The sequence below is a fragment of the Frankia sp. R43 genome (assembly GCF_001306465.1).
Classification (GTDB): domain Bacteria; phylum Actinomycetota; class Actinomycetes; order Frankiales; family Frankiaceae; genus Parafrankia; species Parafrankia irregularis.
Map to the genome: position 1 here is coordinate 675,899 of NZ_LFCW01000006.1, position 18,693 is coordinate 694,591.

Consider the following 18,693-nt stretch of genomic DNA (forward strand, 5'->3'; position numbering starts at 1 on the left):
CTGGGACAACGCAGCTCACTGGAAACAACGCGGCTCACTGAAAACGACGAAGTGCACTGAAGCGATGAAGTGCACTGAAACGACGAGCCGGCACCCGGATGGATCCGGGTGCCGGCTCGATCATACCGGGCACAGATCACTGTGCCCGAACATCCACCGCTCTCACTGTGCCCGAACGGTGATCCTCGTCCACGCGCCCACGTAGACACGGTCGCCGTCGCGCAGCGGAATCGCGCGACCGGGCTCGATCGGGTCAGGCTCGTCGTTGAGACGCGTCCCGTTCGTCGAGCCGGGGTCCCGCACCGCGTAGGTGCCGTCGGGCATCCGCTCCAGGGTCGCGTGCGCGCGGGAGATGCCCGGGTCCTCGGGCGCGCCCGAGAGGTCGATCTCCGGGTTGATCCCCCGCGACTCGCTGCGCCGGCCGATCAGCATCTGCTGCTCGGTCAGTGGGAAGACCCTCCGCGGGTAGAACTGGGGGAACGGCACGCGATGGTCGTCGCCGCTGTCGTAGTACTCGCGCTCCGCCTCGATGACGGCTTCCCACGCTCCGCTCGGCGGGGCGTCGTCCCAGTCATGCCCGCGGCTGCCGGGACGCCGGTCGTCCGCCAGGCGTGGGTCGCCCATCCTGTCGTCGCGGTGCTGCTCGCCGAACCGTGGGTCGGGCATCCGCGGGTCGGTGCCGTGGCGGCCCTCCGCGCCGCGCCGCGACCCGGTCTGCCGGGACGTGGCACCCGCGTCGTCGAGCGCTGACGGGCCGGCCTGCCCAGGCAGCTGACCGGTGCTGAAGTCGAGCCCGCAGGTCTCGCAGAAGCGCGCGGCCGGGTCATTGAGCGAACGGCAGTTCGGGCAGGGCGCGTAGCGGTCCGCGGCCCGGTTCCGGCCACCCGGGCCACCCGGGCCACCCGGAACCGGTGTGGCGCCACCGCCCGGCCCGCCCAGCGGATCCGAGTCGTAGCCGCCTCCGGGCCCGCCGAACGAGCCGTCGCGGTAGCCCCGTCGGCCGTCGGTGTCCGGTGCCGGCCGACCCGGGTCACCCGCGCCGTATCCGCCCCGGGCCTCGGGGCCGCCGTAGCCGCCGCGGCTCTCCTGCGCGCCGTAGCCGCGGTCGTCGCGCCCACGGGCGAACGCGGGCTCGGGCTGCTCACCACGGCCAGCCGCGTAGCCGCGCTCCTCGCGCCCGTAGCCGGGCGGCGTGCGGTCGTCACGGCCGCCGAAACCGCCCTGGTCGTCACGGCCAGCGAAACCGCCCTGGTCGTCACGGCCGCCGAAGCCGGCGCCGCGATCGTCGCGCTGGTACGGATCGTGCCGTTCCTCGCGTGGCCGCTCGCCGCGGCCGTCGGGCCGAGCGCGGTCGTCGGGCGCGTTCCCGTACCCGTCACGGGCGTACGGGTCCACCGGATAGCCCCGTGCGGACCGTGGCTCCTCGGCGTAGCCCTCGCGGCCGTAACCGCCGTACGGGTCGCCGCCGCGGCCCTGGCCGCGCGGCGGATCCGCGACACCGGCCGCGTCGCTCGGGGTACGACGGATTCCGAGCGGGTCGTAGCCCGCCTGGGCTCCGCCATTGGCCTGGGGGCCTGAGGGGTCCCGTTCCGGTGCCCGCCGTGCATACGGATCCGCGGAACGCCCGGCAGGCGCGCCGGCCGGATAGGCGGCCCCGCGGCCGCCCTCCTCCTGACGGAAACCATAACGATCCTGACCACCCACGATCCGAAGCCCGCACTGATCGCAGTAGTCGGGATCGTGGGACAGGTGCCCCTCCGGGCAGCGTGCGCTCACCTGATCACCTGTTCACCCGGACAGTCCTGGCCGACATCGACGAGTCGCGGACCATCATCTCGTCCATCTTCTCGACGTATTTCTTCAGACGAACCGTACCTGTTGTTGGAATGTCGATGTGAACCACCTCCCGTAGGAGGCAGCGGGTTGCGTCGTTGCCCCGGGCGAGCGCGCGCCGAAACACACGCCCACCTGCTGGTCTGGCAGCGATGTCGCTCCGGTCGGTGACCGGCGGCCCCGACGCGGGCAGCATTGTCAACCCGTCACCCTGGCCGCGACCACGGTGATGTTGTCGTGGCCGCCCTGGTCGATCGCGAAGTCGACGAGGTGGCGCGCGACGTCCAGCGCGGCGGCGTCGGGATCGAGATGGTTCACCAGTGAGGCGAGGACGTCCGGGCGGGACGAGTAGTTCCACAGGCCGTCGCTGCAGACGACCACAGTGGCCGGCGTCTCGATCGGGAAGGCGGCGGTGTGCGGGGTCACGTCCTCGGCATCGCCACCCAGCCAGCGCGTCAGGGTGTGCGCGCGCCGGTGGGTCTCCGCCTCCGAGGCGGGGATCAGCCCGGCCCGCGCGGCCTCGGCCGCCCAGGTGTCGTCCGCGGTGAGCCGCTCACACCAGCGGGGACCCAGGAGGTAGACGCGGCTGTCGCCGACCCACCCGACGGTGACCATCCCCGGGCCGTCCGCCGAGGGCTGGGTGATGATCGCGGCGGCGAAGGTGCAGGACGGGGCCATCCGGCCCTCGGCCGCACTGAGCTGGGCGATGGTGGCCTGGGCGGCCTCCACCGCGGTGTGCAGGGCGGCGTCGGCCTCGTCCGGGCCGAAGCCGCCGGAGATCCGCCGTGGCGCGGTTCGCGGCTCGTCGAACTCGGAGTACTCCTCCAGCACGTCGAGAACCTCGCTCGCGGCGCTTTTCGACGGTTCCTTGTAGGGGACCGCCTCGCCGGGCCCGTGGGCGCGCACAGCGTCCGCGAGGATGGCTGTGGCGGTGGCCGCCGCGGCCGCCGAGGCCTCGCCGGAGCCGGGAGTCGTCGAGACGCCGTCGCACACGACGGCGATCAGAGTGCCGTGGACGATGGCGACGCCCATCGCGTCCTCGTTCGTCGTGTGCCGGACCCCCCGGTCGCAGACGCCGGCCAGCGGCCCCAGGTCGATCTCGCGGTGGTCCTCGTCGCCGCCGCTGACCGGCGCTCCGGTGAACGCGAAGCCGCACGCCTCGCAGTACCGTGCGTCGGTGTAGTTGGGCGCGGCACACACCGGGCAACGCATGATCTCGTCGTCGCCGGACTCGTCGCTCGGGGTGCCGTGCTGCGCCAGCAGCATCGTCGCGGCGTCGGAGTCCGCCGGGTAGCCGTCCTCGGTGAATCCGCCGCCGGAGTACCCGGGGCCGGGATAGGCCCCGGCCGGATACGACGACGACTCATACGCGCGCTCGGAGTATTCTCCGTGATACTCGCTGTCACGATAGGTGCCGGGTTCCGGGGTGTAGCCAGCGCCTGGATACGCATCGCCCGGGTAGTTGTTCTCCGGGCCCGGGTACGAGTTCTCCGGGTAGCCGCCGCCCTCCCCGTAGGAGTTCTCGGAATAGTGTGCGGCCCTGAAACGGCCGGCTGAGTAGCCTTCCGCAGCCGGATCGTCCGGGTGGTACTCCGCCGAGCCATAGCCCTCGGCGTAACCCGCGGTGGGTGCCTCGTCGCCGTGATAACCGCCGGCGTGGCCGGCCTCTTCCGGATACCCGTCGCCAGGATGGTGGCCGCCCGGACGAGCCGGAGGGTAGCCGTGCCCGGGGTAGCTGTGCCCGCTGCGGGAGTTGAGGTCCATGGTCAGGCCACCGGCCGCTGCAGCGGCCCGCCAGTGACAGCGAGTCTGGGCGGTGTGCGCGGAGCCGTGTGGCGCGGAGCCATGTGGTTAGTGCCTCCTGCCCGTCCTGTGGGGACCGGATATATCACGTCGACCTGCTCAAATCCAAGGACGCCGAGATGAATAGTGGCATGATCCGTCAGATGCGTCGACGCCGGTGATCGCGGTGCCCGCCTGGGTGTCAACGTCCGGCCGTCCTGCGTGGATTGTGGGGAGTCCTGTCCGCAGTACGCCCGCCATCCGTGTGCGCTCCGCAAGCGCCGCCACCTCCTGGGCCTTTTGGCTGGTGGGAGGGCTCTTCGGGGCCCTCGGCCAGGCCCGCGGGGCGCGCCGGCGCCCAGCTGGCGCCGGCACCTGCCGCGACCTCGCCGAGCGCCGAGGCCATGTGCGCGGCACCGGTGAACCGGCTCCCCGGGTCGGCGGCGGTGGCACGAAGGAGGAACCGGTGCAGCGGTGCGTGCCGAGCCAGCACCTGGTCGACCTCCTGCGTCGGAAGGGTGTATCGATATGTTGACGTTCGGTGCGGAAAATCGAGTGCCGCGGCGGCCAACAGCCTGCCGAGAGCGTAGAGGTCTGAGCCCACCGACGGGGGGCTCATGGCAAGCTCGGGGGCGTCGAATCCCGCCGTCACGTGGAACGCGCCGAGGTGGCGGCCGGCCGGGCGCAGCGACTGGAGATCGACCAGCGTGACCTCCTCGTCGTTCCAGACCACGTTGCCGGGCGCCAGGTCGCAGAAGAGATAGCCACGCTCGTGGACGTACCGCAGCGCGGACAGCAGGCGCATCGCCCCGGCGATCGCAGCCGGCACGGGCAGCGGCGCACTCGCGACGGCTCCGGCCTCCCGCCGGGAGCGGAGCAGCTGCGACAGCGACGGGCCGGCCACGAACCCCATCACCGCGAAATCCGTGCCGCCGTGGCAGACCTCGCCCAGCATCGGGACGATCGCCGGATGCCGCAGCGGTGGGTCGGGCGGCAGGCGCCGCGGCACACGACAGGCTCCGTGCCGGCCATCCGGGCGTGACCTCGCACGCCGAAGGCTCTTCAGCACCACCTGCCGCCCCGCACGGCGGGTGCCGTCGGTGACGCCGGTGTGGCTGGTGTGGCTGGTTCCCGGTGCGGCGGCGTCACCGGCGCGTTCGCCGGCCTCACCCAGGTCGACGGCCAGAAACACCCAGCCAGCCGGCCCGGGGCCGCCCGCGGCGAGGCAGTCGACGACGCGGTAGCCGCCGACGACGTCCCCGGCCTGCAGCGGCGGTGAGAAGGAATAAGGCGTCCGGCATCGTGGGCAGAACCCGCTGGCCCGCGACCGCGGGCCGAAGCTCGCCCGACCGGCGACGCGACCGACGGGGCCGGCGCACACCGGGCAGCGGGCGCCAGCCGCGCCGCGCACCGGGGCTGGGCCGGGGCCCGCCCAGGAGAAGCCGCCCACCTGCCCTCCAGACACGTGCCCGCCCATCCCACTGAGGATAGGTAGCAAGTCGCGGATTCGCGGAGCCTCTCGGTGAACTCGTGGGGTCCACCTGTGCATCGAGTGGTCTGGGACCACTCGATCGGGCCGGACGTACCGCGCAACCGGTTTCGCCGACGTCCGACAGTCGTCCGACAGCCGTCCGACAGCTGTCAGACAGTCGAAGTCTTTCCCGACGCCCATGTCGATTTCGACGCGGGTGTCGCCGTGGGCAGTGCTGGTCGATGTGGGCATTGGTGATGGTGTCCGCCGCGTGGCGTGACACGGCCGGATACCGTTGGGGTACGGCTGTGTCGCGGCTGGCACCAGGCAGCGCCCGGCACGGCCAGATGATCAGTTGGCTCGCGGGGCGGGTCGACGGCCCGAACACGCGAGTTACGAGGTGGTCTGTGATGGCCGGTGGCCAGAGCCGGGGTGGCGGCGGAGTCGCCCGTGGCGGGCAGGGAGGCCGGGCCGCGAAGTCAGGTTCCCACCGCAAGGGTGCGGCGATCGGTAGCGGCGGGCAGCGCCGCAAAGGGCTGCAGGGCAAGGGGGCGACACCACCGGCCGAGCAGCGGACCGGTCATCCGGCGCAGCGCCGTGCCGCCGCCGCTGCGGCCGCCCGGGGCGGAGCAAGGCGTCCGAGTGCGCAGGGCCAGGCGGGGTCGTCGGCCGGCTCCGGCGCCGCCGCCGGCGGGAGCGGCGGTACCGGCGCACACAGCGCGCGGCGCGGCGAGACCGACGAGTTCGTGGTCGGCCGCAACGCGGTGGTCGAGGCGCTGCGGGCAGGGGTGCCGGCGAGCTCCCTGCTGATCGCCGGCGGCCTCGAGTTCGACGAGCGGGTCGCCGACGCCCGCCGCCTCGCCGGCCGTGCCGGGCTCACCGTGGTCGACGTCGGGCGGGTCGAGCTCGACCGGCTCTGCCCGAACGCACCACACCAGGGGCTCGCGCTCTCCGTCCCGCCGTTCGAGTACGCCCATCCGGACGATGTGCTCGCCGCCACCCAGGCCGCGGCGCCCGGTCTGGTCGTCGCGCTCGACGGCGTCACCGACCCGCGCAACCTCGGTGCCGTCGTCCGTTCGGCGGCGGCGTTCGGCGCGAACGGTGTCGTCGTTCCTGAGCGGCGCGCGGCGGGTATGACCGCGGCGGCATGGAAGACGTCCGCGGGCGCGGCGGCGAGGCTGCCCGTCGCCCGAGCAGTGAACCTGACCCGTACCCTGCGCTCGTTCGCCGAGGCCGGCCTGTTCATCGTCGGCCTGGCGGCAGACGGGGAGGTCGACATCGACGATCTCCAGGTTGCCGCGGATCCGCTGGTGCTTGTGGTCGGTTCGGAGGGGCGCGGCCTCTCGCGGCTCGTCGGCGAGTGCTGCGACCTGAAGGTCCGGATCCCGATGGCCGGAGCCATGGAGTCGTTGAACGCCGGGGTCGCCACGGGCATCGCGCTCGCTGAGATCGCGCGCCGTCGTCGCCTGGCGGCGCCCGCCTCCTGACCGGCCCGCCTTCTGACCGGCCTGGCTGTAGGCCAGCCAGCGGTAGCCGTCCTGTCAGCGGTACGCCGGCTGCCCGCCGCAGCCCGCGACGGTCGGCTTCCGCCGTGCGCCATGCTGCCGCGGGGCCCCGCCATGCCGTCATGGGCTGCGGGCTGCGGGCTGGCGGCGCACCATCGGAAGGGAACGCCGATGCGCGAGCGCTGCCGGCCGGGAGGTGTACGCCGTGAACGATGTTGTGACCGGCGGGGGGTGGGAGGCGCCAGCAGGCTCCGGACCGCCCGGGAAGCCAGCAGGCTCCGGGCCGCCCGGGAAGGCTGACGACCGCGCATCCGGTGGGCACCCGGCTGTGGAGGGCCCGGAGACGAGGGATCACAACGACGAGATGAGGCGCGTCCTCGACCTGGCGCGTCGTCATCTGCGGACCGATGTCGCCTGGCTGGCCAGGTTCAGCGGCGACCACCAGGTCATCGATCTCGTCGCGGGCGACGGTGACCTGGTCGAGAGCCTGGTCGGGTACCGGGTCGACAAGGAGCAGACCTACTGCGCCCGGGTGCTGGACGGCCGTCTTCCCGCGGTGGTGCCCGACGCGCGAGCGGACCGCCGTACGGCCAACCTGCCGGTCACGCGTGATCTGGGCATCGGGTCCTATGTCGGCACACCTGTCCATCTGGACAACGGCGAGCTCTACGGCATGCTGTGCGCGCTGGGCACCGAGCCGGACCCGAACCTGGGTGAGCGGGACGTCCGTTTCCTGAGCCTGCTGGCCGACGTCCTCACCGACACGGTGTCCGCGATCCATCGCGGCCACGCCGATGACGATCATGTCCGGTCCGTGATCGGGGAGATCATCGATTCCGGTGGGCCGACAATGGTCTTCCAGGCGATGTTCGACCTGCCGACGCATGGGATCGTCGGTGCGGAGGCGCTGGCGCGCTTCCCGCGGTTCCCATCGCCGGACGGCCTGCGGACCGCGCCGGGAAGTGGGTCCAGCGGCGATCCCGGTGGGCGGCGCGCCGACGGCGTCCTGTCGCCGGCCCAGTGGTTCGAGCAGGCGACGTCGGTCGGCCTGGGCATCGATCTGGAGCTGGCGGCGATCCGTGCGGCCCTGGCGGAGCTGCCGCGCTTCCCACGCGGGCTGGCGCTTTCGGTGAACGCGTCGCCCGCGACCATCGCGTCCGGGCGGCTCACCGAGCTGATCGACGGCCCCAGCGCCGACCAGGTGGTCGTCGAGATCGCCGAGCGCGAGGGCAACCACGAGCTGCCGACGACGCTCGACCGCCTGCTGGAGCTGCGTGACCTTGGGACCCGGATCGCGGTGGACAACGTGGGCGTCGCCTATGCGAGCCTGCGGAGAATGGTGCAGTTCCTGCCGGACGTCGTGAAGATGGACCGCTGGCTTTCGATGAATGTCGGTTCCGACGCGGCCCGGCGGGCGCTGGTCGAGGCGCTTGTCCACTTCAGCCGGCAGATCGGTGCGACGCTGGTCGCCGAGGGTATCGAGACCGCGGACGAGCTGCGGGTGCTGTCCGCCGCCGGTGTGGACCAGGGGCAGGGCGAGTTCCTCAGCCCACCCGGACCGCTGCCACTTCCCGCCCATGGCCGCTGCGTGGCCGTGAAACGCAGCCGACTGGCCGCCACGGCGATGACCTGAGGGTGCAGGAAGACGTGGTAGCTCTGGTTTCTGATGGGTCGGGATAATTGTCCCGGTGTGGTCTTCAGGAATTGTGATGGCTCTGCCGGCTTTTGTCATTGCCAGCGGAGGAGGCGCCCCTGCACAGTGTGGGCGTGAATATCTCGCGAATGAGTGGACGGATTTCCCGGGCGGCCCGTGCGGCCCGTGCGGCCCGCGTGGCACCGCCTCGGCCCGGCCGGACCAGTCGGCGCCGCCGCCGGATCATGCTGGTTCCGGCGCTGATCAGCGGGTGTGCCTGCCTCGCCGCCTGTCTGGAGTCGGCGGGCGGTCGGGCGCCGGACGGTCAGGACGAGGGATGGGAGATCACGGTCTACTACACGGCGGTGGAGAGCTTTCACGAGGGGACGCCGCCGACCGTGGTCCGCGGCTGCCGCCAGCGGGAATGCTCCTTCGGTACCGATCTGCTCGGCACCTTTCCCGCCGGTTTCGTCCAGGCGGTGCACGACGAGGGGACCGGCCGGATCACCAGTGCGCCACTCGCCGGATCCATGCTCAACTGGTCCTACGACACCGGATTCTGGCTGGACGACATTCCAAGCGATACCGCGGGCCGGGCACTGGTGCCGTTCCGAAGTGCCGCCGCCGATTCCTCCGTGCTGCCGGCCGGCACCACGTTCGTGATCGAGGAATGTGGTGTCGAAGAGGACGGATCCGAGATCGACCCGAGTGCGTGCGAGGCGTTGCGGCGGGCTTCCTGGGAGATCCGTGACGAGTTCACACCCGGGCTCGGTGGTGAACGGCATCTGGACCTGTACATCGGCGAGGAGAACATCCCGGACTTCACCGAGAACAGCCCGCTCTATCTGACCGGAATCGGCGCGAGAATCCGTGTCACGGGGCCGCGGCAATCACAGTAGAACAGCAGGAGGCGCCATAGCGATGGCGGTGGCTGGCCGGGCGGGCACGGGAGCCCAGGGGAGCTCCCGTGCCCGCCGACGGTCCAGCGGATCAGAGCCGATCAGCGGACCGACTGACCGGCCGGGGTCAGACCGCGGAGGCGGCGATGAAGGTGTACCCGAGGGCCTTCACGCCCTCGACCGTCTGCCGCAGATAGTCGACCCCCAGATACGGGTGGTAGAACATGCTCGCGAAGCCGTCCCGGACGATCAGGTTGCGGCGCGCCGCGTCGATGAGGTCGGCGGGAAGCCGGGCCGGGTGGTTGTTGAACGCCTCCGGCTCCACGTTGCCGATGTTCTCCGGAATGATGAACGAACCGTGGACGTCGGTGACCGGGTAGGGGAAGAACTGGCCGCCGAACTTCGTGTGGTCGATGGTGCCGCCGGCCAGCTGGTTGCGGAAGTACAGGCCGCGGTCGTAGCGGCGAGGGAACTTCGCCTTCGCCGCGGCGTAGTCAGGTGCGGAGGCCGCGTAGTGCGGGAACTCGAAGACCGTCGGCACCGACAGCCCGGCGGCCGTGAACGCGGCCGCGGACCCGTCCATCCGGCCGGCGGCCCAGCTCTGGCTGTCACCGGGTACGGGGCCGTCGTAGACCACGTTGTCCTGGGCATCGACGTGGGCACGGAAGAACTCGAAGTCGTCGGCGCTCGCACCGGAGTAGGGATTGGCGACGTTCGAGAACTGGTGCGTCCAGCCGTGCATGATCAGAGTTCCGCCGCGCTGGGTCATGTAGCGCAGTGCGGTGACGACGTCCGGGCGTGACGCGAGGGTGTAGTCCTGCGCCACCCCGTTGTTGTAGGTGCCGTTCGCGTCGACGTAGCGCGGGTAGACGGCGACCGAGAACGGAACGTTCACCGAGGAGAGATAGTCGGCGATCGCGCGCAGCTCGGCCGGGTCGGCGTCGGGCCCGACGTCCTCGATGCGTACCAGTGCCCGGTGCCGGGTGGCTGTCTGCGGGGCCAGCGCGTCGAACAGGATGTCGGCGAAGGCGAGATAGCGGTCGGTCATGTCGGCGTAGGCGAACGGGATCTCACCGATGTAGGTCAGGTTGTTCGAACGAAGTGCCCAGGGGAAGCGGGTACCGTTCGCGCGCACCGCCTCGGCCACCACCGTCGCCTTGGCCGGGTCGACGGTGCCGTAGTTCATGATTCCCGCGGCGTTGGTCGCGAGCCTGGTCAGATCGGTTCCCTTGTACCGGACCGCTCCGATCGACGTGGTGTCGAAGCCGGACCAGTTCCAGCCGTAGGTCGTCGCGAAGTTCGGCGCCTGTGCGGTGAGCTGCCAGATGTTGTCGTACATCCACAGCACCGGCCTGGTCCCGGCCAGGACGTCCGTCAGGAAGGCCGTGGGCACCTGCTCGTCGTAGGTCGATCCGATGTAGATCACAGCCGCGTACTGCGCCATCTGGCCGGCCGTGTACGACCTGACGGGCCGGGCCTGCCAGGTGCCGAAACGCGATGCCAGGTTCGCGGCCTGCATGGCGTACTGCTCGCCCAGCCATCCCCAGGTGCCGGTCGTGTCGTAGAGGATCAGCGTGCCCTGACCGGTCGTCGCCGCCGCGGCCAGGGGCGTTGCCGCTGTCGTTGCTGCCGCCGTTGCCGCCGCGGCCGATGACCCGGTTGCCGGCGTGCCTGACGATCCGGTCGCCGTGCCGGCGATGGCGGCGTCGCCGCGGCCGGGGGGCACCGGGCGCGGGGCCCGGCGCGGTGGTGGTGTTCGTGGTGGCGCCGGCGGGGCGGGCAGCGTGCTGAGCCCCTTGCCGCCCGGATGTACCTGTGGGGTCGCGGCCCGGGCGTGGCGGGGTGGATGCGGTGATCCGCCCTTGCCGCCGGCGGGTGCCGCGATGGCCGTGCCGGCTCCCACGGTGAGCGCGAGCAGGCCCGCCGCGGCGGCGGTCGCGGCCCCACGGGTACGCCGCCGGCGCCCGGCCGAGCTTCGCTCCCCGCAGGTGCGGGTGCCGGTGTGAGTGCGGGCGCCGGTGTGGGCGCGGGTGCTGGTGCGGGCGCTGGTGCGGGCCGAGCTCCGTGCGCCGCGGCTGCCGGCGAAAAGCTGTGTCAGGCGGCTCACGCGCCGGCCTCCTCGAGTCGTGCCGAAGCGCCGGCGGCGGTCTGCTCGGCCAGTACCGCGCTGGTTCCCAGCGTGATCACCCCCGAATGCGTCGGTTGGCGGGGAATCCGCAGCGGAATGTCGATGGCGCGGGCACCGGGGACGAAGGGGTCGGGCGCCGGTGTTCCGCACAGGCGGTGCTCGATCGCCGCGACGGCACGGCTCGCGGCCTGCCCGTCGCCGTACGGGTTGACCGCCTCCGCCATGGCCGCGTAGGCGACGGGATCGTCCAGGAGCTGGCCGACGGCGGCGACGATCCGCTCCGTGTCGGTGCCGACGAGGCGGGTGGTGCCCGCGCGCACACCTTCCGGCCGCTCGGTGTTCTCCCGCAGGACCAGCACCGGCTTGCCGAGGCTGGGGGCCTCCTCCTGCACCCCTCCGCTGTCGGTGACGATCACGGTCGCCGCCGCCATGAGGTGCGTGAACGCCGAGTAGTCGACCGGGTCCGCGACCAGCACGTTGGGCAGTCCCGCGATCGGCGGCAGCACGGCTTCCCGGACGGCCGGGTTGCGGTGGACCGGCAGAACGACCAGCAGCTCGGGCCGTTCGGTGGCCAGCCGGGCCAGCGCCGCGCCCACCTGGGCGAGCGGCTCGCCCCAGGACTCGCGGCGGTGCGCGGTGACGAGCACCATCTGACGTCTGCCGACCCCCGCGGGCTCGTCGAGCCTGGCCAGGTGGCGGACCTCGGCGAGCAGAGGGTCGTCGGGCGGCGGCGCCGCCGCCACGTGCAGCAGGGCGTCGATCACCGTGTTGCCGGTGACGAGAACCGACTCGGGACGGATACCTTCCGCCAGCAGGTTGGCCCGGGCCGACGGGGTCGGTGCCAGGTGAAGCTCCGCCAGCTGGGCGGTCAGCCGCCGGTTGATCTCCTCCGGGAACGGTGACATCGGGTCGTCCGTGCGCAGCCCGGCTTCGAGGTGCACGACGGGCACGCTCTGGTAGAAGGCGGCGAGTGCGCCGGTGAACGCCGTGGTCGTGTCGCCCTGGACCACGACGGCATCCGGCCGCACCTCGGCCATCACGGCCTCAAGGCCGCCGAGCGCACGGGTGGTCACCCCGGACAGGGACTGCCGGTGCTGAAGGATCTCCAGGTCGTAGTCGGGGACCAGCCCGAACAGGTTGTTGACCTGGTCGAGCATCGTCCGGTGCTGCCCGGTGACGGCGAGCACGGGACGCAGCGACCTGGTTCGGCGAAGCTCGTGGACCACTGGCGCCATCTTGATCGCCTCGGGTCTCGTGCCGTATACGAGCAGCACCGTGTGACCGGTGGAGCGGTCGGCCACGATGAACCTCCCATACTTGATCTTCTATCGGTGGGTCGACTGTTGGTTGCTGGGACTGGCTGGTGGTGCGGTGTCGCACCGGAGCGCCGGGCAGCTCGAGGCCGCCGGACGACCCGGTCGAATCAGGACGGCTGCCCGTCGGGCGGCCGTAGCTCGCGCGCGGCGGTTCGGCGGAACTCGACGACGGCGTCCTCGCAGTACAGGCCGATCGAGCCGGCGAGATACGGGCGCTCGGTGTCCTGCATCCGCACGGTCGGGACGCCGTCCACCGACACCGCCATCGAGTCCCCGGCGTGGACCACGTCGACGGTGTGCCAGCTGCCCAGCGTGCCGCGCGGTGATGGTCCGCTCGCCAGGAACCGCTGACCGCCGGGATAGGCGGGGTCCTGCTTGCTGAGCTCCCAGCCGTTCGGTTTCAACACGAAGGCGTAGAAGTGCTGCGGGTCGGTGTAGTTCCACAGCACCCAGCCGACCTCCCAGGGGGCCGGCGAGTCCTGGCGCAGCTGCTGGATGGTGCGGACCTGCGTGGAGAAGCGCACGTTGCGGTACGTCTCGGCACTGGCGACGAGGCCGGCATGGGTGTGGTCGGGACCCTCCGCCGCCCGCGGGGAGAGCGTGATGACCAGGCCGTCGTCCGCCGCGTGCGCGGTCGTGTGCCCGTAGCCGTCGAAGATCGCCAGCCAGGGGCCGTGCGCCGATCCGTCCCGCCAGCGGGTGGGGCGTCCGTCCGAGCTGAGCTGGATGATCGCCCACACCCCGGACATCGCGGCGATGGCTCCCAGCAGCAGCAGGAGCAGGATCTGGAAAGGATGCCGGTGCCTGGCTGGCCGCTCCGCCCGGCCGACCAGAACGCGATCATTCCGCTGGTAGGGGTGATGCCCACTGCTCACCCTCGGTGTCCGTCCGAGGCTGCGGGCATCGGCGTGCGGGTGTCGGCACGGGGCGGCTCGGGTGTTCGGGCGGTCTTGTGCCAGCTGGTGCGGCGACCGACGACCCGGGCGAGTGCCCACCAGCCGGCCACGAACCACACCAGCGCATACAGCATGTAAAGGTGCACATAACCGGCCAGCCGCAGCATGCCGACACCGGTCAGCGGCTCACGTGACCGGTAGATCAGCCCGCAGACCAACGCCGGGCCCGCGGCCATCAGGTACGCACCGAGGAAGTAGCGCGCGTCCGGCGCGGGGCCGCTGGCGAACCAGCTCGTGAGCACCGCCACCGTGCTCAGCACGAAGGCGGCGGTCAGCAGCGACGCCAGCAGGATCAGCAGCGGGCTGGACAGATGGAAGAGCATGTCCGGCAGGGCCCGCGCCCGCGCCTGGCGCAGCACCCTGGGCATCAGCGTCCAGGACTGCAGATGGCCCTGGAACCAGCGGGAACGTTGCCGAAGCAGCCGGCCCAGCCGGATGACGCCCTGCTGATGGACGTCGGCCTGCGGGCAGAACTGGTTGCGCCAGCCGGCGAGCAGCAGGCGCACGCCGAGATCGAGATCCTCGGTGAGGCTGTGCGACCACGGGGATCCTCCCAGCGACCGCAGGGCCGACAGCCGGACGAACTGGCCGTTGCCACCGAGGCCCACGTTGTCGAGCTGGCCCCGGCCGCGCTGGAAGACATCCGTGTAGATGACGAACTCCATGTCCTGCAGCCGGGCCAGCAGGCTGGTGCCCCGGTTGTTGATGCGGACGCCGGTCTGCACCCCGGCGGTTCGGGGGTCGGCGAAGTACGGGGCGACGGCCTCCACCGTGTGTGGGTCGAGGCGCCCGTCCGCGTCGACCACGGCGATGATCACATCGCTGGGGTCGCGGGCGAGGATCTCCGCACGGGTCGCCAGATCCCCCATCGCCGCGTTGAGCGCGGCGCCCTTTCCCTTGCGGGCATGTGGTGGCGTGCGGCGCAGCAGCCACACCCTGTCGTCGGGCACATCGAGCACCAGCTGGGACGTCCGGTCGTCGGAGCCGTCGTCTACGACGAGGACCCGCCGGTTGGCGGCGGGGGACTGCAGGAGCCGTGCCAGGCTCGGCCCGATCACGGCCTCCTCGTTGAGGCACGGCATCACGAAGACGAAGAAGAGGCCGTCGGGTGGCGTTCCGGTCCAGGCGCGATGGACCCGGGCGAGCACCAGCATCACGCAGAGGTAGAGCATGCCCAGGATGATCATGACGGCGGCGAGCAGCCGGGCGCCGCCGCCGTCGGGGTCCAGCAGGTTCACGCGGCAGCGTCGGGGCCAGGCCGGGACGGCCGCCTACCCACCCGCAGCAGGAGGGCGACCAGGACTCCGAGCAGGCCTGTGCACGCGTACAGCAGGAAGCCCAGCCCCACCACGCCCGTCAGCAGGCCCGAGAGCAGATCGAGCACGGCGGTCGCATGGTCGGTCGACGCCTGGTGGGTGATCGGGACAGCCGCGTCACCCGCTCCGGCCTGGAACGGGTGAACGGGACCAAGCCCCGGGCGGGCCAGTGCCGCGCCTGGGGGCAGGGTGACGTACATGGATCCTCCGAGCGAGTTCAGGCCCACCGCGCCGGGGTTTGGGCAGGCCGCGGCACGGCGGTGAGGTGGCCGTTGGTCGCGGACCAGCGGCGTCCCATGCCGTGGCTCGGCGAGCCATGGCATGGGCGTGGCGGAGCTGTTCCTCGGCAGGCCGTGACGGGGCGCCTTGGAACAGACCTCGGAAGCAACTGCCGCGGAGCAGGCTGGAACCGGCGGACCTGGGTTTCGCGGCAAAAGGACCTGCCGGGCCCAGGGCCGCGGATGACGGCGGCCAGCGTGCGTTGCCGGCAGGATTAGCCCGGTACGGAGACCTGGGCTGAGGTGGCCGTGCGTGCGATCAGGTTCTCACTGATCCTTTTCCGTCTCACGATGCATGATCAGGTGTGCCGCAGGCCCGAGTCGACGATGGAAAGGACTCACAGTTCCCGGTTCTCGGAAAGATGTGTGGGTGGCCGCCAGGGATGCGCGGCCCGATGACCTGGACTGGTGGTGGCTCTCAGCATTCAGTGGCTCGGCGCGATAATCTCGTCCGTGGTATGACGATTGCCGTGCCTGACATCGGCTCCCGCCCGCGGAGCTCTCTGGCAGGAGGTATCGCCGTGCCAGGAGGCAACGCCGGGGCGGGCGGTTATCGCCGGGCTGTGTGGGCGGCGAGGATGGCTGATGCGGCGCCAGGCGGCCGGCTCGATGGAGCGGCTGCGGCCTGCGCACCACGCGATGCGACCCTTCTGACCTGCGCCGCCGCGGCGCAGACGGGTCCTGCGGGCGTGACCGGCGTGACGTCGCCGGGATATTTTTGCCGCCCGTCGGCTTTTGCTTGCTCAGATCTTCCCCCCCATGGAGCCGTGCCTCCCCGGGACTGCAGGGCGGTCGACTGTGGACGACGGCCTGCGGTCTCGCTGAATCCTTAGTGGATCAGGGCGGGAGGGCGCCCCGTGCCTTGCGTGTTCGACTTCATTCTTGCACGTTGTGCGACCGCAGTGGTGGAGGTACTCGACTTTTCTTGTCGGCACCACTCGCATGACACGATGTGGTCTCGTGAGATTCAAATCTGATGAATATAGATAATTTTAGATGGGTGCTTCTGCTGGGTATTCCTGGTGTCGGCCCGGTCGGTCCTCGGTGGCGCCTGGCCAGTTCTGGGCCCAGCCCTCTCGGCGCCCGGTAGAACTTCAGGCGCCACAGCATGAACGGCATTGCGATCGGGCTGGATCGGTATTCCCCGGTCGTGGGTGACCGGGGCCGGTGGCCACGCGGGCCGGGTTGGGCGGGGCTGCCGCGCCGGCTGCTCCCAACCCGGCATCCGGGGGGCATCGGGAGCATTCCGTCGCCGCGCGACCCGGCTCCGTGGGCGCCCGCGGCGACACCCTGGGCCGGGTCGCCATGAACCGTGGTCCCGTGATCTCGGATCACGGCGGAGCGGACGTCGCCCGCTCCGCCGGAATGAACCCCGGATGCCGTGACTGTTCACCGGGAGGTGCACGGCGAGGGGTGTTGAATCGGAGTGTTTCCATAGTGAAGTGTCGCCGGCGGTTATCGGTCGACTCTTGACGAGGGCCGGGAACCACGCTTCTCTGCGTTCCGGGGGGCGAACCGGACGCGGCTCGCCACCCCCTGCCATTCCGGCGGACCTGCCAGCGCAACGCTGGTCAGCGCGCGGCGGCGCCGACCCGCCCGGGGCGAGTTCGCCGTGCCGCCCGATCGAAAGGAGCGCCCGTGGCCGGTCCCGTCGACGCGGGCGCCGGAGCCGGCGCGAGCATGGAGACCGGCGGGAGCAGAGGTGTCGGCGGAAGCGTGGATGCCGGCGGAAGCGTGGATGCCGGCGGGAGCGTGGGCCTGGGCACGGGTGCCGGTGTGCGCGTGCACGCTGACGGCGCTGAGCGTGCGGGCACCGGCGCGGCCGGGCGCGCGGGCACCGGCGCGGCCGCGGAGCCAGTCCTGGCGCTGGACGTCCGTTCCTGGCGGCGCGTGCTGTTCCTGCTTCTGGATCTTCCGCTGGGGCTGGTCGGGTTCGTCTTCGTCGTCACGTGGTTCTCCCTCGCGCTGGGCCTGGCCATCACCGTCATCGGCCTGCCGTTGCTCCGCATCGGGCTGGTCGTCACCCGCGCGCTCGGCACGGTCGAGCGGGCGCGCGCCCGGGTGCTGCTGGGGCTGCACATCCCGGCGGCGTCCCGGCCGGCGCCACCGCCGCCCGGCTCGATGGCGCGACTGTGGTCCGCGCTGGCGGATCCGGTCGGCTGGCGGCATGTTCTGTACTTCTTCGTCCGCCTGCCCTGGGCGATCATCACGTTCGTCGTGACGCTGGTGTTGCTTCTGGTCGCCTGGCCGGTGCTGCCGGTGGTGACACGGGCCCTCGGCGCCGTGGACAAGGCCATGATCTCCGCGCTGCTGTCGCCGTCCGACCGGATGGAACGCCGGATCCGGGAGCTGGAGGCGGGGCGGGGCACCGTCGTCGACACGGCTGCCGCCGATCTGCGCCGCATCGAGCGAGACCTGCACGACGGCGCGCAGGCACGGCTGGTCGCACTCGCCATGGGGCTGGGGATGGCGCGGGAGAAGCTCGCGGAGGACCCCGAGGCCGCGGCGACGATGGTCGAGCAGGCCCATGACGAGGTGAAGCTGGCACTGCGCGAGCTGCGGGATCTCGCCCGCGGGATCCACCCCGCGATCCTGACCGACCGCGGCCTGCCGGCGGCGGTTGCCTCGCTCGGCGCACGGTGCACCGTTCCGGTGCAGGTCACGGTCGAGTTGGCGCGGCGGCCGGCCCCGGCGATCGAGGGCATCGTCTACTTCACCGCGGCGGAGCTGGTCACGAACATCAGCAAGCACAGCCAGGCGGTCTCCGCGGCTCTCGACCTGAACCGGGTCGGGGGCCGGCTGCGGCTGGTGGTGACCGACGACGGCCGGGGCGGGGCACGGGTCGGCTCCGGGAGCGGGCTCGCGGGGCTGGCGGAACGACTGGGCGCGATCGATGGCACCCTGCTCGTGCACAGCCCGGACGGTGGGCCGACGCGTGTCGAGGCGACGGTGCCCTGGCGGGATCGGGAACCGTCGGGGCGATAAGCCGCCGCACGACCCCCGGCCGGCCGAATTCGAATCTCTTTCCGGCCGCTCCGGCGGGCCCCGAAAAGCCCGCCGCCGGGACGGCCGGTGATTACTGCCGGGGCACCAGAAGGCGGGCGAGTAACGATCGAGTTACCGGCCGGTGCACGGACCGGGCTGTGTGACGCGGCCCGCCGCGGCCGTCCGCAACCTTTTGACGTGGGCGGACGTCCACCCACTGAGCCCCGATGTGCTGGCGTTGGCGACCGTTGGAGCCATGGTCGCGCAAGCGGGATTCGGAACAGATCTGCCTTTGAATACACCATGCAAGACCATGACAACGCAAATGATCGATCATCTTTGCGTGCACGTTGTGGTGTTGCGGGAATCTCCCGGCAATTTCCCGCGAAGCCATTGAAGAGTCCTCGGAGCTGTTATAGCTTGCCGTAACCAGTCGTAATCGGTGCGTCAGTGCAGTGTCGTGTCTGGCGCGTGCCGCAATTTCCGGTAAATCCAGCGGAGTGTTTCCGGGACGTGTCTGGAATGTTCGTTGCCGGTGCCGCCAGGAGACGGGAAGGGGTGTAGATGCGCCTGTCCGAACTCGGATTCGAT

13 protein-coding genes are annotated in these 18,693 nt (G+C 71.4%); 4 read left to right on the forward strand and 9 right to left on the reverse strand.

Annotated elements, in window-relative coordinates:
• Nucleotides 1-162 precede the first annotated feature (162 nt).
• The 4 genes from ACG83_RS27235 to ACG83_RS27250 all read right to left on the reverse strand — a co-directional run bounded on the left by ACG83_RS27235 (nucleotide 163) and on the right by ACG83_RS27250 (nucleotide 5,080).
• Nucleotides 163-1,776 (reverse strand): FHA domain-containing protein, encoded by a 1,614-nt coding sequence (locus ACG83_RS27235; protein WP_054569058.1) that lies wholly within the window; start codon nucleotides 1,774-1,776, stop codon nucleotides 163-165.
• Nucleotides 1,777-1,780: 4 nt separating this feature from the next.
• Entirely contained in the window at nucleotides 1,781-2,029 is a 249-nt protein-coding gene (locus ACG83_RS27240) for a hypothetical protein (protein ID WP_158230793.1), read from the reverse strand.
• 2 nt (nucleotides 2,030-2,031) lie between these two features.
• Nucleotides 2,032-3,597: a PP2C family serine/threonine-protein phosphatase gene (locus ACG83_RS27245; protein ID WP_054569060.1), complete on the reverse strand. Its 1,566-nt coding sequence runs from the start codon at nucleotides 3,595-3,597 to the stop codon at nucleotides 2,032-2,034.
• Nucleotides 3,598-3,817: 220 nt separating this feature from the next.
• A complete protein-coding gene (locus tag ACG83_RS27250) occupies nucleotides 3,818-5,080 on the reverse strand; it encodes a serine/threonine protein kinase (RefSeq protein WP_235498202.1) in 1,263 nt (420 codons plus the stop codon).
• A 416-nt stretch (nucleotides 5,081-5,496) separates the two neighbouring features.
• Here ACG83_RS27250 and rlmB point away from each other — a divergent pair, with 416 nt between their 5' ends.
• From rlmB to ACG83_RS27265, 3 genes are all read left to right on the forward strand, one after another.
• Nucleotides 5,497-6,573 (forward strand): 23S rRNA (guanosine(2251)-2'-O)-methyltransferase RlmB, encoded by a 1,077-nt coding sequence (gene rlmB / locus ACG83_RS27255; protein ID WP_054569062.1) that lies wholly within the window; start codon nucleotides 5,497-5,499, stop codon nucleotides 6,571-6,573.
• A 346-nt stretch (nucleotides 6,574-6,919) separates the two neighbouring features.
• On the forward strand, nucleotides 6,920-8,224 hold the full coding sequence (locus ACG83_RS27260) for an EAL domain-containing protein (RefSeq protein ID WP_255354780.1): 1,305 nt from the start codon (nucleotides 6,920-6,922) through the stop codon (nucleotides 8,222-8,224).
• A gap of 149 nt (nucleotides 8,225-8,373) precedes the next feature.
• Complete coding sequence (locus tag ACG83_RS27265) at nucleotides 8,374-9,123, forward strand: hypothetical protein (RefSeq protein WP_235498203.1); 750 nt, start codon at nucleotides 8,374-8,376, stop codon at nucleotides 9,121-9,123.
• Nucleotides 9,124-9,250: 127 nt separating this feature from the next.
• On the opposite strand, the gene ACG83_RS27270 is transcribed toward ACG83_RS27265, so the two are convergent.
• The 5 genes from ACG83_RS27270 to ACG83_RS27290 all read right to left on the reverse strand — a co-directional run bounded on the left by ACG83_RS27270 (nucleotide 9,251) and on the right by ACG83_RS27290 (nucleotide 15,039).
• Nucleotides 9,251-11,230 (reverse strand): DUF2334 domain-containing protein, encoded by a 1,980-nt coding sequence (locus ACG83_RS27270; protein WP_054569064.1) that lies wholly within the window; start codon nucleotides 11,228-11,230, stop codon nucleotides 9,251-9,253.
• On the reverse strand, nucleotides 11,227-12,552 hold the full coding sequence (wecB, locus tag ACG83_RS27275; RefSeq protein WP_054569065.1) for a non-hydrolyzing UDP-N-acetylglucosamine 2-epimerase: 1,326 nt from the start codon (nucleotides 12,550-12,552) through the stop codon (nucleotides 11,227-11,229). The genes ACG83_RS27270 and wecB overlap by 4 nt, the downstream gene beginning before the upstream one ends.
• Nucleotides 12,553-12,674: 122 nt before the next feature.
• Nucleotides 12,675-13,442: a family 16 glycoside hydrolase gene (locus ACG83_RS27280; RefSeq protein WP_235498204.1), complete on the reverse strand. Its 768-nt coding sequence runs from the start codon at nucleotides 13,440-13,442 to the stop codon at nucleotides 12,675-12,677.
• On the reverse strand, nucleotides 13,439-14,761 hold the full coding sequence (locus tag ACG83_RS27285; RefSeq protein ID WP_054569066.1) for a glycosyltransferase family 2 protein: 1,323 nt from the start codon (nucleotides 14,759-14,761) through the stop codon (nucleotides 13,439-13,441). The genes ACG83_RS27280 and ACG83_RS27285 overlap by 4 nt, the downstream gene beginning before the upstream one ends.
• Complete coding sequence (locus tag ACG83_RS27290; RefSeq protein ID WP_054569067.1) at nucleotides 14,758-15,039, reverse strand: hypothetical protein; 282 nt, start codon at nucleotides 15,037-15,039, stop codon at nucleotides 14,758-14,760. The genes ACG83_RS27285 and ACG83_RS27290 overlap by 4 nt, the downstream gene beginning before the upstream one ends.
• A 1,716-nt stretch (nucleotides 15,040-16,755) precedes the next feature.
• Between ACG83_RS27290 and ACG83_RS27295 the strand changes: the two genes are divergently transcribed.
• Complete coding sequence (locus ACG83_RS27295; protein WP_369812918.1) at nucleotides 16,756-18,102, forward strand: sensor histidine kinase; 1,347 nt, start codon at nucleotides 16,756-16,758, stop codon at nucleotides 18,100-18,102.
• The last annotated feature ends 591 nt before the right edge of the window (nucleotides 18,103-18,693 follow it).

Excerpts from the sequence above, each read along its gene's own strand:
- ACG83_RS27240 (WP_158230793.1), bottom strand. The coding sequence starts at position 2,029 with ATGCTGCCCGCGTCGGGGCCGCCGGTCACCGACCGGAGCGACATCGCT.
- ACG83_RS27245 (WP_054569060.1), bottom strand. The coding sequence starts at position 3,597 with ATGGACCTCAACTCCCGCAGCGGGCACAGCTACCCCGGGCACGGCTAC.
- rlmB (WP_054569062.1), top strand. The coding sequence starts at position 5,497 with ATGGCCGGTGGCCAGAGCCGGGGTGGCGGCGGAGTCGCCCGTGGCGGG.
- ACG83_RS27265 (WP_235498203.1), top strand. The coding sequence starts at position 8,374 with ATGAGTGGACGGATTTCCCGGGCGGCCCGTGCGGCCCGTGCGGCCCGC.
- ACG83_RS27290 (WP_054569067.1), bottom strand. The coding sequence starts at position 15,039 with ATGTACGTCACCCTGCCCCCAGGCGCGGCACTGGCCCGCCCGGGGCTT.